This window comes from Pseudomonas fluorescens group sp. PF-69, assembly GCF_054481235.1.
Map to the genome: position 1 here is coordinate 1,350,774 of NZ_JBTMNC010000001.1, position 14,801 is coordinate 1,365,574.

Below are 14,801 nucleotides of genomic sequence, written 5' to 3' on the forward strand. Positions count from 1 at the left end.
AAAGCCTAGACCACCCCTGTGGCTTGTGGATCCAACCCGACCAATGACGCCGCCTCCCCCGAGCGATAGAATCCCCACCTGCTCACCCCCTGGAGCCGCCCTGGAGCGAAGATGGACATCAAGCAGCTGAAATTCCTCATCGCTCTCGACGAAACACGCCACTTCGGCCAGGCCGCCGCGCGCTGCCACATCACTCAGCCGACCCTGTCCATGCGCCTGCGCAACCTCGAAGAAGAACTCGACTTGCCGCTGGTCAATCGCGGTCAGCGCTTCGAAGGCTTCACCGCGCCCGGCGAGCGGGTGCTGGCCTGGGCGCGCACGGTGTTGGCCGCCTACGACGGCTTGTACGCCGAGGCCGCCGCCTGTCGCGGCAACCTGGTCGGTACGTTGCGCCTGGGCGTGGTGCCGTTGTCGAGTTTCGATCCACTGCCGCTGCTGCAACACCTGCACGCGCAACACCCGAACCTGCGCTTCGAACTGTCGGCGTTGAGCTCCGAGCAGATCCTCGAACAACTGGCGAACAATCGACTGGATATCGGCGTCTCTTATCTGGAACGCCTGGACAGCGAACGCTTCGAGTCGCTGACGTTCAGCGAAGCGCGCATGGGCCTGCTCTACGATCAGCGGTTCTTCAGCTTTGGCGAGGCGCCGCTGAGTTGGGAATCGTTGATCGAACTGCCGCTGGGCATGCTCACCAGTGGCATGCACTTTCGCCAGTCCATCGACCACAACTTCCACATCCGTGGCCTGACGCCGCAACCGTTGCTGCAAACCGACGCGGTGCATCAATTGTTACAGGCGGTGCACGGTGGTCTGTGCTGTGCCGTGATGCCGCTGGATGGCGGTTTTGAACAGCTCACCGACCATCTGCGCCTGCACCCCATCGACGATGCCCAGACCCTGGCCCGGCTAGGGTTGATCATGCGGCGCAGCGCCCCACGATCGGCGCTGGCGGAAGCTTGTTTTGCGATTTTGCAGCAATCGCTACAGAAGGCTTGATCGACGCCATCTATCGGTGGATCAGTAATAGCAATTAGACGCGACACGTTGTCGCGCCTAGTCTTAAAGCTGATCAAACCGTCGGTGATGCCATGAACGCCAAGCGCCCTGACTGCTCGGCGCCCGCCTCCACAACGCCCGAGCCCGCTGCCAGCCAGACCTACAGCTACAGCAACCTCCAATACTCCGAATCGGCCAGCACAGCGTTGGCCGAGGAAGTCGCGCTGGCGATTGCCTACAACGGCATCAGCCAGGCGGTCATGCTGGTGACACCGACCGACCTTGAAGACTTCGTCGTCGGTTTCAGCCTTGGCAGCGGCATCATCCAGGACGCTGGCGAGATTTATGACCTGCAACTCAGCGGCTCCGGTTCGGCGCAGTACGCGCAAGTGACCATTGCCAACCGCGCGTTCTGGAACCTCAAGCAACAGCGCCGGCAACTGGCCGGCACCAGCGGTTGCGGGCTCTGCGGCGTGGAAGCGGTCGAACAGGCATTGCCGGACCTTCAGGTGCTGCCCGGCGCACCGTTGCCGCCCGCCGAATGGCTCGACGGCCTGCGCCAGCGCATCGGTGAATTCCAGCCGCTGGGCCAGTATTGCGGTGCGGTACACGCTGCGGTGTTCATGAACGATCAGGGCCAATTGTTGCTGGGTCGCGAAGACATCGGCCGACACAACGCCCTCGACAAACTGATTGGCGGCCTGATCCGTCGCAATATCCCGATCAGCGGCGGACTGGCGATTGTCACCAGCCGTTGCAGCCTCGAATTGATCCAGAAAGTGCTGCGCGCCGGCATCCAGACCCTGGTCAGCCTGTCCTCGCCCACGGGCCTTGCCGTGCAATGGGCCCGTCGCCACAACCTCAATCTCATCCATTTGCCACAAAAGAATGCGCCACGGGTCTACAGCCCGGCTTTGGAGAATCAAGCGTGAGTCAACACCGTCAAGCCGACCAGACACCCGTTCCTCGCTACAAACCCTACAAAGGCCCCGCCGGTGGCTGGGGCGCCCTGATCAGCGTCGCCCAAGCCTGGTTGACCAGTGACAACGCACTGAAAAACCTGCGCATGATGCTCAAGACCAACAAGAACGGCGGCTTCGACTGCCCCGGCTGCGCCTGGGGCGATTCGCTGGAAGGCGGCATGGTGGCGTTTTGCGAGAACGGCGCCAAAGCGGTGAACTGGGAAGCGACCAAACGGCGTGTCGATGGCAAATTCTTCGCCAGACACAGCGTCACCTCGTTGCTGGAGCAGAGCGACTACTGGCTTGAATACCAGGGTCGCCTGACCGAGCCGTTGCGCTACAACGCCGAGACCGATCGCTACCAACCCATCAGCTGGGACGATGCCTTTGCCCTGATCGCCAAGCATCTGCGCGGCTTGTCGAGCCCGGATCAAGCCGAGTTCTACACCTCGGGACGTGCCAGCAACGAAGCGGCTTTTCTCTATCAGTTGTTCGTGCGCGCCTACGGCACCAACAACTTCCCCGACTGCTCGAACATGTGCCACGAGGCCAGTGGTGTCGCGTTGGCGCAGAGCGTTGGCGTCGGCAAGGGCACCGTGACCTTCGATGACTTTGAGCACGCCGATGCCATTTTCGTCTGGGGCCAGAACCCCGGCACCAACCATCCACGGATGCTCGAACCGCTGCGCGATGCGGTGAAACGTGGCGCTCAAGTGGTGTGTATCAACCCGCTCAAGGAACGGGGCCTGGAACGCTTCCAGCACCCGCAACACCCGATCGAAATGCTCACCAACGGCGACAAGCCGACCAACACCGCGTACTTCCGCCCGGCACTGGGCGGCGACATGGCGATCATGCGGGGCATGGCCAAGTTCCTGTTGCAGTGGGAGCGCGACGCGCAGAAGGCCGGTGAACCTGCCGTGTTCGATCACGATTTCCTCAACGAACACAGCGTCAACGTGCTGGATTACCTGGCCGTCATTGACGACACCCCGTGGGAGCAGATCGTCGAGCAGTCCGGCCTGCCCCTGGTGGAAATCGAGCAAGCCGCGCGCATGTACGCCAAGGGCAAGAACGTCATCATGTGCTGGGCCATGGGCATCACCCAGCATCGCCATTCGGTGGCGACCATCCAGGAAATCGCCAACATGATGCTGCTGCGCGGCAACATCGGGCGACCGGGCGCGGGCCTGTGCCCGGTGCGTGGCCACAGTAACGTGCAGGGCGATCGGACCATGGGCATCAACGAGCGCCCGCCGGTGGCGTTCCTCGATGCGCTGGAGCGTCGTTTCCCATTCAAAGTGCCACGTGAAAACGGTCACAACGTGGTCGAGGCGATTCACGCCATGGCCGAAGGCCGCGCCAAAGTATTCATGGCCCTGGGCGGCAACTTCGCCCAAGCCACCCCCGACAGCCCAAGGACCTTCCAGGCCCTGAGCAATTGCGACCTGACCGTGCAGATCAGCACCAAGCTCAATCGCAGCCATCTGGCCCACGGCAAGGACGCGCTGATCTTGCCGTGCCTGGGCCGGACCGATATCGACCGACAAATCGAAGGCCCCCAAGCGGTGACCGTCGAAGACTCGTTCAGCATGGTCCACGCCTCCAACGGCCAATTGGAGCCGCTGTCGAACCAGATGCGCTCCGAGCCGGCGATTCTGGCCGGCATCGCGGCAGCCACGCTGGGCAACCACCCGGTGGACTGGAACTGGCTGGTAGCGGACTACAGGCGCATCCGCGACCTGATTGCCGACACCATCCCCGGCTTCAAGGACTTCAACGAGAGAATCAAGCATCCTGGTGGGTTCTACCTCGGCAACAGCGCCGGTGCGCGCAAGTGGAACACCGCGTCGGGCCGGGCCAATTTCCGTCCGAACGCTTTGCCCAGGGACCTGGTGCACGAGCGCACCCGCGCCACCGGCGTACGGCCGGACCTCATCCTTCAATCGATGCGCTCCCACGATCAGTACAACACCACGATCTATGGGCTCAATGACCGCTATCGCGGGGTGAAAGGCCAGCGTGACGTGTTGTTCGTCAACGAAGCCGACATCATTCGCCTGGGCTTCAAGCCGGGGCAGAAGGCTGACATCGTATCGATCTGGGATGACGGCCTGGAGCGTCGGGTAAAAGGCTTTACCCTGCTGGCGTTTGATATCCCGGCCGGGCAGGCGGCCGCCTACTATCCGGAAGTGAACCCGCTGGTGCCGCTGGAAAGCACCGGGGATGGCAGCCATACGCCAACGTCGAAGTTCGTCGCCATCCGCCTGGAAGCGGCGAGCGAGACCGGGTTGATCATGGCCAGGTCGGCTTAAGCGGCGTCTGGTCCAGCACTATCGCGAGCAAGCTCGCTCCCACCGGCTTTTGTGTTCAACACAGATCCATTGTGGGAGCGAGCCTGCTCGCGATGGCGCCATCACAGACAACAAATATTGAGGGACAATCACTTTCCAATCGCCCACAAAAAAGGCCGCTTTTTCTCAAAAACGGCCATTGCCAAGTAGCTACAGACCGGCCAAAAACCGTTAAGTTCCGCCCAAAAAACAGTAACTTATCGAAATGTGCGCAAGTCGTGTTACTCGTCGGATTTCGATTGTCACACCCCTGACACAGCCTCAGGATCGCGCCGTCATCCCCTTGAGGTTCCTCTATGAAGTTCTCCTCGATTCTCTTGTTGTCCCTTGGCCTGGTCAGTGGCTTCGCCTCCGCTGGCGGCACCACCGAAGCAGGTGTGGGCGGCGCATTGGGCGGGGTTCTGGGCTCAGTCGTCGGTCAGTCGTTAGGCGGCAATACAGGTTCCACCATTGGCGCGGCCCTGGGCGGCGCGGGTGGTAGCGCAGTCGGCGCAGACAAACACAGCCGTGGTGAAGCCGCCATCGGTGGTGCACTGGGCGCAGCAGGCGGTAACGTGGTCGGCCGCAGCATGGGCGGCACCACCGGCAGCCTGATCGGCTCCGCAGCAGGTGGCGGCGCAGGTGGCGCGCTGGGTAACTACATGGGCAACAAGAGCGAAGAGGAAGACGATCGTCGCTCCTATCGTGGCCATGATGATCGCCGTTACTACCGTCACGGGCACCCTGGTCGCGGCCATGCCTACGGCCATCGCAAGCACCACAGATATTATCGCGACTGAGGCCTCGATCGCCTCGTCAGCCGGTACTTAAAAAATCGCAGCCCAAGGGCTGCGATTTTTTTTGCCTGTCTAAACCACCAGGCGCTCCAGTGCTGCGCGCAACTGCCCGGGAATAGCGACCGGCTGATTTGACGCACGATCCACAAACACATGCACGAAGCGCCCCGCCGCACAGGCTTCGTCTTCCCCGGCCTTGAACACTGCCAGCTCATACTGCACCGAACTGTTGCCCAACTTGCCTACCCGCAAGCCGATCTCGATGCGGTCCGGGAAAGCAATGGAAGCAAAGTAATCACAGGCCGAGCTCACCACGAAGCCCACCACCTCGCCATCGTGGATGTCCAGCCCGCCGACCTCGATCAGGTAGGTGTTCACCGCCGTATCGAAGAAGCTGTAGTAGGTCACGTTATTCACGTGACCGTAGGCATCGTTGTCGTGCCAGCGCGTGGTGACGGGTTGGAAATGCGGGTAATCGGAACGTTGAGGCATCAGCGTGGGCTCCTGGAGTCGGGCTGCCAGTCTACGTCGAAAACCGTGTCACGAAGCATCGTCGGGAAACACCGCGCTTGCCAGATGCTGTTCAGCCCACCCACGTACCTCGGCGTAGGGATAATCCTCAAGCACCGCAAACCCCGAGATCGCCCGCGCCTTGAGTTTGGTGAACAGCGGTACGCTGATCCCGCACAGAAACCGCGTCACCCGCTCCGCCGATGGCGCACCGCCCGTGTGCTGTTGATGCCTGTGGATAAAGTCCCCACACAAGGCCTCGAAGTTTTTATCCACAAGCGCCTGCAATGGCGGTGGCTCCGGCAATCGCGCCACCTGCCCGTGACACACCGAGCAATGTCCGCATTGCGTGGGGGCGTTGGTGTCGCCGAAATACTCGGCCAGGCGATAGCCCAGGCAATGCTCGGTAGCGAACAGGTCCAGCATGGCGTGAATCCGCGCGATTTCGGTTTGTTCATGCCGGGTGAAATACCCGTGCAGTTCCTCACTCAACGCGACGCTATCGAAACCGGTTTGCAGCAGGCTATAGACCTCGGTCATCTGCTTGCTTTCCAGCTCGACCCAGCCCTTCTCCTGGAAGTAATCCAGCGCCTTGACCACCCGGCTGCGCTCGGCCTGATGTTGCTGATACAGCGCCTCGAAATTCACCGTGGCCCAGGTCCGTGCGCGGCTGGAGGTCTGGATGATCGCCGCGACGAAATCCCTGCGCTCGCCCTCGAAACGCGCCAGCAACGCCTCGGGCTCCAACAAATACTTGAATCGGTATTCGGCGTAGTAGGCGTAACGCGGGGCGATCAGGCCACGCAGTTCCAGCTGCACCAGCAAGGTCTTGAGCGGCAGTTGGCGAATGTTGCTCTGATCCGCCAAAGGCCCCAGCAAAAACTCCCATTGCCCCTCGGGCGCGGCGGCCTGCATTTCGTCGAGCACGCAGCGGATGCCGTCCAGCTCCGGGGTGTCGCCATAGACAAAGTTTTCCAGCACGTTGAGGCTGTCGCGGTTGGCCAGGACCAGGCAGTTGGAGGGCTGTCCGTCACGCCCGGCACGGCCGATTTCCTGGCTGTAGTTTTCGATGGATTTGGGCAGGTCGAAATGCACCACGTTGCGGATGTCGCTCTTGTCGATGCCCATGCCGAACGCGATGGTGGCAACGATGCAATTGGACTGCCCGCCCATGAAGCGCTTCTGGATCGCTTCGCGTTGTTCATGGGGCAACCCGGCGTGATAGGCCTCGGCCTGAATGCCATTGCGGCTCAGGTGCTCGGCGATCTGTTCGGCGGTTTTCTGCAGGGTGACGTAGACGATGCTCGGCTGGTCGGGACGCTGGCTCATCCACTCGACGAGACGTCGGCGCTTGTCCTGCCCGCGCACCGGTTCCACCAGCAGATTGAGGTTCGGCCGATAGAAACCGGTGGTCACCACGTCCTCGGGTGCGATGGCGAATTTGGCCTGCATGTCGGCGATCACCTTGGGCGTCGCTGTCGCCGTCAGTAGCAACACCTGAGGAATGTTGAACTGGCGCTGATAGTCGGGAAGCTTGAGGTAGTCGGGGCGGAAGTTGTGGCCCCACTCCGAGATGCAATGCGCCTCGTCCACCACCAGCAGCGAGATCGGCACCTGCTGCAAGAAGTTGCGAAAGCGCTCGTTTTTCAGACGCTCCACCGAGATCATCAAAATCTTCAATTCACCGGATTTGGCCCGGGCCATCACATCGCTGGCGTCATCGCGGCTCTGGGCCGAATCGATACTGCCTGCGGCTATGCCGTGGCGCTGCAGGAACGCCAGTTGATCCTGCATCAATGCCAGCAATGGCGAGACCACCAGTGTCAGGTGCGGCAGCAAGACGGCCGAAAGCTGATAGCACAGGGACTTGCCAGAGCCCGTGGGGAAAATCGCCGCCGCCGAGCGCCCCGCCAGCACCGCGCTGACCGCCGCCTCCTGGCCGGGCCGAAACTGTGGATAACCGAAAACCTGTTCCAGGGTGTTGTGCATAAGCTGTCACTCCGTTGACCGCTGCGAAGAGCAAAGCCTGGCCGGCGATTGCAGCGGGTCGAGAAAAGGTCGGGGCGAAAAAAGATACGGGATGATACAGCGGATGGTTCGGCAGCATCGCAAGGCTTATGGAATGGAGCGACTGTCAGGGCGCCATCGCGAGCAAGCTCGCTCCCACAAGGATCCCCGCCGTTCACAAAATTGAGGACGATGCTAAACCTGTGGGAACGGGTTTGCCCGCGAAGAGGCCGGCCCATTCACTACAAAACTGGAAACACCCTACCGTTTCTGAAGCACCCTCTACCGAGCATTTCGACGCGTCGACTGATAAAGCCGTAGGTATTTTTACCACTGCCAGTTTCAGAGTAAAAAACCGCCACCAACTCGTAGGCTTCTTCCTCAACAGTCAGTAAAGACCCTACAAAACCTGGGGGCACACTTGCCGATTTCGCACAGGACGCACCTCGATGAACAACCACCAATCATTCAACGACCGCTATCGCCCGCTCAAAACCCGCTACAGCGAAACCCCGGTGCTGGTGATCGACACCGAAGCCGATCCCGTCGAGATCCTCGACGCCGCCCGCCAACGCATCCGCGCCGCCAGCGACCTGTTGGAAACCCTGTATTGCCTGTGTTTCAAAGAGGCCGACGCCAGCGACATTCCCAACATCGTCAGCGCGCTGTACCTGCTGACCCAGGACGGCAACGACCTGCTCGACATCGCCCGGCAACGCCTGCCGAAACTCACTGGCCAAGTCCCACCCGGCTTCTCTGTAGGCGCTGGCTTAGCAGATAACGCCGTCAGCAACGCCCTATGAAAGCTTCGGCACGGTCCTACAAAAGAAGACAACTTGTCGGCTATCGCCGGCGGGGGACACAAACCTATAGTCCGGACTGTCGCTACCAAATCAGCGACTCGGGTTTGGTCACCCGAATTAGATCTACGCACGCACCCGTTGTATGCTGCCGGCGCTTTTTTGTGTCAGCACACTTTATGGCGGCTGTGTTTGGGACGTCTTCGGACGTACCGGGTAAGCGTGTGATCTCACCGGTTGACCAACCTGAACACAGTCCGCCTCCCGTCGTTTGGTCACGATGGCGGTGGCTTCTTCTGACACTTACGAGATTGCACATCATGAAAAAATGGAACCCATTCACCAACGAACGCTACCTCCCGCTCCACACCAACCTCACCGACTCCCCACCCCTGATCATCGACACCGAAGCCAACCCCCAGGACATCCTCGAAGCCGCCCTCCAGCGCATCCGGGCCTCCAGCGATCTGCTGCGAACCCTGCACTGCCAGAACTTCCACGACGGCGATGTCGAAGACATCCCCCACATCACCCACGCGCTGTACCTCCTGACCCAGGACGGCTGTGACCTGCTCAAGGTCGCACAGCAACGCATGCTCAACTGGAAAGCGCCAGCCTGAGATCACTGCTAAAACTGGCATTATTCTGGCTGTTTACCGTAATTTCAGCTGGAATAATGGCAGTACAAAGGAGGTCCCCCAGAAAATTTGATGCAGTGCGGCGCCTTCAAGGCAAGGCGATGCTTCTTAACTTAAGTGCTATTATTCTGGCAGTTAAGGCTAAAAAATGAAGGAATATTGGCACATGGCCAAGAAGACCGCGCCACTCCTGCCCGCCGCTTCCCGATTGCTCGCCGAGTTCGGGGAGCGACTGAAACTGGCACGACTGCGCCGCAAGCTCACCGCCAAGCAAGTCGCCGAGAGATCAGGCATGTCACTGACAACCTTGCGCTCTCTGGAATCCGGTGGTTCAGGCGTGACCATCGGTGCCTACCTGTCCGTCATGCAGGTGCTGGGCCTTGAAAAAGACCTGAACAAACTCGCGGCAACCGATGAGGTGGGGCGGCAACTGCAGGACGCACAACTGAAACCCAGGGCCGCTTCATCCAACGACTCGAACCGACAGGCGCGTAAAGTCAGCGTGGCTAAAAAAGCCCCTCCCAAAACCGGAAAAGAGACTGAAGTCATTGAAAGCGCCAGCCCCGCGGAAGATCTGCTGGCTGACTACCCCTTCAACACCCACTCTCTTTCCAGTCTGTTGACCCAGAAAAAAACCAAGTCCACGACAGGTGAACAATGACGCAGATTGCGGTGTATGCCGATTGGGAATCCTTGAATGGGCCCAGGCGTCTCGGTTTCCTGCATGCCCGAAAGACCCGGTCCACAGAAGTCTTCGAGTTTGAGTACGACAGGGTTGCGCTGGACGATCCCGAGTTGAACTTCACAGCGCTGGACCCTCGCATCAGCCTCTATGAAGGTCGGCAGTTTCCCGGACAACATCAAAGCCGGTTTGGCGTGTTCGCTGACTCAAGCCCGGATCGATGGGGCCAACTGTTGATGAAACGGCGGCTGGAACGGGATATCCGCGACGGCTTGATTGCCAAGGGCAGCAAGCTCCACGAATCAGATTTCCTGCTGGGTGTACATGACCTCTATCGGGTCGGTGCGATCCGCTACAAGCTTAATGACCAAGGCAACTTTCTCGATGATCGCGATGGCGTGGCCGCCCCGCCCTTCATTGAGTTGCGGGCGCTGGAGCAAGCCAGTCGAGCCTTGGAAAACGATCCGGACAACACCTCACTCGATGGCCGTGAGTGGCTGAGAATGTTGATCGCACCGGGCGGCTCACTCGGTGGTGCCCGCCCCAAGGCCAGCGTTGCAGACGAGCACGGTCACTTGTGGATCGCCAAGTTCCCCAGTACCCGCGATGACTATGACGTTGGCGCCTGGGAACTGGTGGTCAATGCCCTGGCCAATCACTGCGGCCTGCGCGTCGCAACCGGTATCGCCCGACGCTATGCCAGTGAACATCACTGCTTCATGGTCAAGCGCTTCGATCGCACCGAACGGGGTGGCCGACTGCACTTTGCCTCGGCCATGACCCTGACTGATCGCGTTGACGGGGACGATGCTTCAGTCGGCGCAAGCTACCTTGAGTTGGCCGAAGTGCTCATGGAACACGGCTCGCAAACCAACGCGGACCTACGGGAGCTATGGTCTCGCATTGTGTTCAACATTCTGGTTTCCAATACCGACGATCACCTGCGCAATCATGGCTTTATCCTCGACCCGGGTCGGGGATGGCGCTTGTCTGCCGCCTATGACATGAACCCGGTAGCCCATGCCGACGGTTTGAAACTCAACATCAGCGATGCCGACAACGCACTGGATCTGGAGTTGGCGCGAGAAGTGGCGGAATATTTTCGGGTCAGTCGTGCGGATGCAGAAAATATCATCGACCGCTTCAAAGACGTTGTCAGCCAATGGCCAACGCTGGCGCAGGCATTGGGGCTATCAAAACGTGAGCAGGACAATATGGCGCCTGCATTTCGATTGGCGGAACCTACGCAATGAACCTCGCCCCCCACTTTCCCGACGACCACTTCATGCAGCAACTCATGCAGCTGCTGCACGAAGAAATCGGCCTGCCCGAACGAAAAACCATCAGCCTCGACACCTCGATCAATTTCGACCTGGGCTGCAACGGCGCGGATGCCCAGCACTTGATCGAAAGCCTGGAAGAGCAGTTCGCCATCGATTTCGTGGACTACGACAGTTATCGCTATTTCCAGCCCGACGGCTACGATGTATTCCTCAAGCGCAAAGCCAAGGGTCGCGGCGACAAGGTGCCGTTGACCATCGGCATGCTCTACCGCGCCATCAAGGCGCAACGCTGGGACACCGAGGAGCTTGAAGGACGGTAACGTCCCCGGATATGGACATTGTGGAGCGGCCAGGTCGGTGGTGACGGTGCAAGAGCTTGTCAGGGCGTTTGTGCTGCACCTGAAAACCTGAATCACGCCCACAAAAAACCGCCCCGAAGGGCGGTTTTTTCATTGCATCAAACCAACGCTTACAACTGAGGACCGGCAGCCTTGATCGCGTCGCTCACGTCGAACTTCTTGAAGTTCTCGATGAACAGGCCGGCCAGTGCTTTGGCGGCTTCGTCGTAGGCGGCTTTGTCAGCCCAGGTGTTGCGTGGGTTCAGCAGGCCAGTCTCAACGCCCGGTACGGCCAGTGGCACGTCGAGGTTGATGGTGCTCAGGTGCTCGGTCTCGGTGCCGATCAGCGCGCCGCTCTGGATCGCTGCGATCACCGCACGGGTGGTCGGGATGTTGAAGCGCTTGCCGACGCCGTAGCCGCCGCCGGTCCAGCCGGTGTTGACCAGGTAGACCTTGGAGCCGAAGCCACGGATGCGCTTGATCAGCAGTTCTGCGTATTCGCCAGCCGGACGCGGGAAGAATGGTGCGCCGAAGCAGGTGGAGAAGGTCGACTTGATGCCGCTGCCCGAACCCATTTCAGTCGAACCCACCAGAGCGGTGTAGCCGGACAGGAAGTGGTAGGCCGCTTGCTCTTCGTTGAGGATCGACACTGGCGGCAGCACGCCGGTCAGGTCGCAGGTCAGGAAGATGACAGCGTTCGGCTCGCCACCGAGGTTTTTCTCGGAGCGCTTGGCAACGTGCTCCAGCGGGTAAGCGGCGCGGCTGTTCTGGGTCAGGCTGACATCGGCGTAGTCGGCGTGCTTGGCGTCATCGATGACGACGTTTTCCAGCACTGCGCCGTGCTTGATGGCTTTCCAGATGACCGGCTCGTTCTTCTCGGACAGGTCGATGCACTTGGCATAGCAACCGCCTTCGATGTTGAACACCACGCCTTCGCCCCACGCGTGCTCGTCGTCACCGATCAGGTAACGGCTTTCGTCGGCGGACAGGGTGGTTTTACCGGTGCCGGACAGACCGAAGAACAGGGTCACGTCGCCCTCTTCGCCGATGTTGGCGGCACAGTGCATTGGCAGCACGTCGGCGGCCGGCAGCAGGAAGTTCTGCACCGAGAACATGGCTTTCTTCATTTCACCGGCGTAGCGCATGCCAGCGATCAGCACTTTCTTCTGAGCGAAGTTGAGGATCACGCAACCATCGGAGTTGGTGCCATCACGCTCTGGAACGCATTCGAAGTTGGCAACGTTGAGCACTTGCCACTCATCACGGCCAGCCGGATTGTACTGGGCCGGGTTGATGAACAGGCAGCGACCGAACAGGTTCTGCCAGGCAGTCTGGGTGGTCATCTTCACGGCCAGGTAGTGGTCGGAGTCGGCACCTACATGCACGTGGGAAACGAAATGCTCTTGCGCGTTGTTGAACGCCTCGACGCGAGCCCACAGGGCGTCGAACTTGTCGGCCGGGAACTTGCGGTTGATCGGGCCCCAGGCGATGGCGCCTGTGGTGGTCGGCTCATCAACGATGAAACGATCGACTGGCGAACGGCCGGTACGGTGACCGGTACGAACAACCAGTGCGCCGGTATCGGCAAGCTCGCCTTCACCGCGGTTGAGGGCTTCTTTTACCAGATCATCAACACTCAGATCGGTGTACACGGCGTTATTGGCTTGCGTCATGAGGTTCCCCGTCGGCCAGTGGCCGAGTGCTCCAAACGTTTTGTAGTAGAAAGTCGCGCACTACTACCGCGAAAAAAGTGGGCCGGATTATGCCAGAAAAGCCCAAAAATAGTAGGGCCCTCCCGTCGTAACGGCGTTATTCCGGCACAAACCAGTGAATTTACCTGCGCTGAACCGTTTTAGTGACGGGTATCTGACGGCGTCTCGACACCCGCACCAGCGAACAATTGAGTGACATCGGCGGCGTCAAACAGGTACTGCTGGTTGCAGAACTGGCAGTCGATCTCGATTTTTCCACCGTGTTCAATCACCAGGTTCTGCGCGTCTTCCATGCCCAGACTGACCAGGGCATTGGCCGAACGTTCGCGCGAACAGCTGCAACGGAAGCGCAGTCTCTGCACATCGAACAGACGCACCTGCTCTTCATGGTAGAGGCGATGCAGCACGGTTTCGTTGTCCAGACTCAGCAGTTCATCGGCGGTCAGGGTGGTGGCCAGCGCGGTGAGGTGCTGCCAGCTGGCGGCGCGTTCTTCTTCGTCCTTCAAACGGTCGGCGGGCAGTTGTTGCAGCAACAGGCCACGCGCGCGGCGGCCATCGGCGCACAGCTTGATGCGGGTGCCAATCTGCTGCGACATCACGAAGTAGTTGGTGAAGCAGTCGGACAACGTTTCGCCATCCAGATCGACGACGCCCTGATAGCGCTGGCCCTGGTTCGGGTCAATGGTCAGGGTCAGCGAGCCATCCGGCATCAAGTCGGCCAGGGTTGCGTCGGGAGCAATCCGGTCCGCCTCGTAACGTGCCAGGCCACGAATGTCGCGCTCACTGGAGCACTCGATCATCAGCAGCGGGATCGGACCTTCGGAACGGGCTTGAAGGATCAGCAAGCCATCGAACTTCAATGTGCCGACCAGCAACGCCGCAGCCGCCATCAACTCGCCGATCAGTTGCGCGACCGGCTCCGGATAGGCGTGTTTGGCCAGGACTTCAGCGTAGCTGAGCTCTAGCGAAACCATCTCGCCACGGGTGTCGCTGTCATCGAAGATGAAGCGTTGGGTGAAGTCGTTATCCGGTAAGTCGGTCATAAGTCTGGTATCTGAAGTGGTGACAAAAGTAGTGGCAAAATTCGAGGTTACGCCTTGGCTATAGCGTATTGCAGCCTGGTTTTGGATTAGAGGGCGCTGTGCGCTTTACGACCAATGGCTCATGTACGGTAGGCCAATTACCTCATATGGCTACACGCAGGCGCAAATACAAGTCTTGGCCTGATTGATGTGATCGGTGGCTTCGGTCGATCAATCGTTGCTGCTGCCACGAAACTTGAACAGATCACGCCGTTGTTTCTTGCTCGGCTTGCCATCAGTACTCACCCCCAAAGCCCCTGCCTTGCGCTGCGCCGCCGCGTTTTCGCGCTTGGCGATGCTGGCCTCGGTTTCGGCGTACAGCGTCTGTGCTTCCGGCGCGCCACGGCGCACGATCGACAGCGCCTGGACCACCACGGTGCGCTCCTCGAAACCGGTACGAATCACAAACTCATCGCCAATGCGCGGTTCCTTGCCCGGTTTGCAACGCTCACCCCGGCAATGCACCTTGCCGCTTTCAATCGCTGCCTTGGCCAAGGCACGCGTCTTGTAAAAACGCGCGGCCCATAACCATTTATCGAGGCGGACTTTGTCGTCCTCTTCGTTTTTTTGTGCCATGGGATTTCCTCATACTGAAATATTGGTGAACTGTACTACCGTTTCTGTCGTACCAAGAATTACCTCGTCTCGGATTACAATG

At 59.9% G+C, this 14,801-nt stretch carries 14 protein-coding genes; 9 read left to right on the forward strand and 5 right to left on the reverse strand.

The annotated features are described in order from the left end of the window. Positions 1-111 precede the first annotated feature (111 nt). From ACX3YF_RS06105 to ACX3YF_RS06120, 4 genes are all read left to right on the forward strand, one after another. A complete protein-coding gene (locus tag ACX3YF_RS06105) occupies positions 112-999 on the forward strand; it encodes a LysR family transcriptional regulator (RefSeq protein WP_458973541.1) in 888 nt (295 codons plus the stop codon). Between the two features lie 92 nt (positions 1,000-1,091). Then, positions 1,092-1,931: a formate dehydrogenase accessory sulfurtransferase FdhD gene (gene fdhD, locus ACX3YF_RS06110; RefSeq protein WP_130208448.1), complete on the forward strand. Its 840-nt coding sequence runs from the start codon at positions 1,092-1,094 to the stop codon at positions 1,929-1,931. Beyond that, positions 1,928-4,276: an FdhF/YdeP family oxidoreductase gene (locus tag ACX3YF_RS06115; protein ID WP_458973542.1), complete on the forward strand. Its 2,349-nt coding sequence runs from the start codon at positions 1,928-1,930 to the stop codon at positions 4,274-4,276. The genes fdhD and ACX3YF_RS06115 overlap by 4 nt, the downstream gene beginning before the upstream one ends. A 335-nt stretch (positions 4,277-4,611) precedes the next feature. Next, positions 4,612-5,094: a glycine zipper domain-containing protein gene (locus ACX3YF_RS06120; RefSeq protein ID WP_130208444.1), complete on the forward strand. Its 483-nt coding sequence runs from the start codon at positions 4,612-4,614 to the stop codon at positions 5,092-5,094. Between the two features lie 69 nt (positions 5,095-5,163). On the opposite strand, the gene ACX3YF_RS06125 is transcribed toward ACX3YF_RS06120, so the two are convergent. After that, positions 5,164-5,583 (reverse strand): acyl-CoA thioesterase, encoded by a 420-nt coding sequence (locus ACX3YF_RS06125; RefSeq protein ID WP_448645570.1) that lies wholly within the window; start codon positions 5,581-5,583, stop codon positions 5,164-5,166. A 48-nt stretch (positions 5,584-5,631) separates the two neighbouring features. Beyond that, positions 5,632-7,590, reverse strand: a complete 1,959-nt coding sequence (locus ACX3YF_RS06130; RefSeq protein WP_458973543.1) for a RecQ family ATP-dependent DNA helicase — start codon at positions 7,588-7,590, stop codon at positions 5,632-5,634. A 467-nt stretch (positions 7,591-8,057) separates the two neighbouring features. On the opposite strand from ACX3YF_RS06130, the gene ACX3YF_RS06135 reads away from it, so the two are divergent. From ACX3YF_RS06135 to ACX3YF_RS06155, 5 genes are all read left to right on the forward strand, one after another. Continuing rightward, the gene (locus ACX3YF_RS06135) at positions 8,058-8,411 is read left to right on the forward strand and encodes a hypothetical protein (RefSeq protein WP_448645568.1); all 354 of its coding nucleotides are present in this window, start codon (positions 8,058-8,060) and stop codon (positions 8,409-8,411) included. A gap of 317 nt (positions 8,412-8,728) precedes the next feature. Continuing rightward, positions 8,729-9,028, forward strand: coding sequence for a hypothetical protein (locus tag ACX3YF_RS06140; RefSeq protein WP_198132097.1), 300 nt, complete (start codon positions 8,729-8,731; stop codon positions 9,026-9,028). A gap of 184 nt (positions 9,029-9,212) precedes the next feature. Continuing rightward, a complete protein-coding gene (locus tag ACX3YF_RS06145; protein WP_288101492.1) occupies positions 9,213-9,707 on the forward strand; it encodes a helix-turn-helix domain-containing protein in 495 nt (164 codons plus the stop codon). Continuing rightward, positions 9,704-10,981: a type II toxin-antitoxin system HipA family toxin gene (locus ACX3YF_RS06150; RefSeq protein WP_288101490.1), complete on the forward strand. Its 1,278-nt coding sequence runs from the start codon at positions 9,704-9,706 to the stop codon at positions 10,979-10,981. The genes ACX3YF_RS06145 and ACX3YF_RS06150 overlap by 4 nt, the downstream gene beginning before the upstream one ends. Then, a complete protein-coding gene (locus ACX3YF_RS06155) occupies positions 10,978-11,331 on the forward strand; it encodes a DUF1493 family protein (RefSeq protein WP_454837652.1) in 354 nt (117 codons plus the stop codon). Before ACX3YF_RS06150 ends, ACX3YF_RS06155 begins: the two co-directional genes overlap by 4 nt. 149 nt (positions 11,332-11,480) lie before the next feature. Here the strand turns inward: ACX3YF_RS06155 and ACX3YF_RS06160 are convergent, their stop codons facing one another. From ACX3YF_RS06160 to ACX3YF_RS06170, 3 genes are all read right to left on the reverse strand, one after another. Beyond that, positions 11,481-13,022, reverse strand: coding sequence for a phosphoenolpyruvate carboxykinase (locus ACX3YF_RS06160; protein WP_130208431.1), 1,542 nt, complete (start codon positions 13,020-13,022; stop codon positions 11,481-11,483). Positions 13,023-13,201: 179 nt separating this feature from the next. Then, on the reverse strand, positions 13,202-14,104 hold the full coding sequence (gene hslO, locus ACX3YF_RS06165; RefSeq protein ID WP_458973544.1) for an Hsp33 family molecular chaperone HslO: 903 nt from the start codon (positions 14,102-14,104) through the stop codon (positions 13,202-13,204). Positions 14,105-14,314: 210 nt separating this feature from the next. Further along, positions 14,315-14,719, reverse strand: a complete 405-nt coding sequence (locus ACX3YF_RS06170) for an RNA-binding S4 domain-containing protein (RefSeq protein WP_047536239.1) — start codon at positions 14,717-14,719, stop codon at positions 14,315-14,317. Positions 14,720-14,801 lie beyond the last annotated feature (82 nt).

What these genes read in the sequence shown, in the direction of transcription:
- ACX3YF_RS06145 (WP_288101492.1), top strand. Translation starts at nt 9,213, where the DNA reads ATGGCCAAGAAGACCGCGCCACTCCTGCCCGCCGCTTCCCGATTGCTC.
- hslO (WP_458973544.1), bottom strand. Translation starts at nt 14,104, where the DNA reads ATGACCGACTTACCGGATAACGACTTCACCCAACGCTTCATCTTCGAT.
- ACX3YF_RS06120 (WP_130208444.1), top strand. Translation starts at nt 4,612, where the DNA reads ATGAAGTTCTCCTCGATTCTCTTGTTGTCCCTTGGCCTGGTCAGTGGC.
- ACX3YF_RS06170 (WP_047536239.1), bottom strand. Translation starts at nt 14,719, where the DNA reads ATGGCACAAAAAAACGAAGAGGACGACAAAGTCCGCCTCGATAAATGG.
- ACX3YF_RS06130 (WP_458973543.1), bottom strand. Translation starts at nt 7,590, where the DNA reads ATGCACAACACCCTGGAACAGGTTTTCGGTTATCCACAGTTTCGGCCC.
- fdhD (WP_130208448.1), top strand. Translation starts at nt 1,092, where the DNA reads ATGAACGCCAAGCGCCCTGACTGCTCGGCGCCCGCCTCCACAACGCCC.
- ACX3YF_RS06135 (WP_448645568.1), top strand. Translation starts at nt 8,058, where the DNA reads ATGAACAACCACCAATCATTCAACGACCGCTATCGCCCGCTCAAAACC.
- ACX3YF_RS06105 (WP_458973541.1), top strand. Translation starts at nt 112, where the DNA reads ATGGACATCAAGCAGCTGAAATTCCTCATCGCTCTCGACGAAACACGC.
- ACX3YF_RS06150 (WP_288101490.1), top strand. Translation starts at nt 9,704, where the DNA reads ATGACGCAGATTGCGGTGTATGCCGATTGGGAATCCTTGAATGGGCCC.
- ACX3YF_RS06160 (WP_130208431.1), bottom strand. Translation starts at nt 13,022, where the DNA reads ATGACGCAAGCCAATAACGCCGTGTACACCGATCTGAGTGTTGATGAT.
- ACX3YF_RS06125 (WP_448645570.1), bottom strand. Translation starts at nt 5,583, where the DNA reads ATGCCTCAACGTTCCGATTACCCGCATTTCCAACCCGTCACCACGCGC.
- ACX3YF_RS06155 (WP_454837652.1), top strand. Translation starts at nt 10,978, where the DNA reads ATGAACCTCGCCCCCCACTTTCCCGACGACCACTTCATGCAGCAACTC.
- ACX3YF_RS06140 (WP_198132097.1), top strand. Translation starts at nt 8,729, where the DNA reads ATGAAAAAATGGAACCCATTCACCAACGAACGCTACCTCCCGCTCCAC.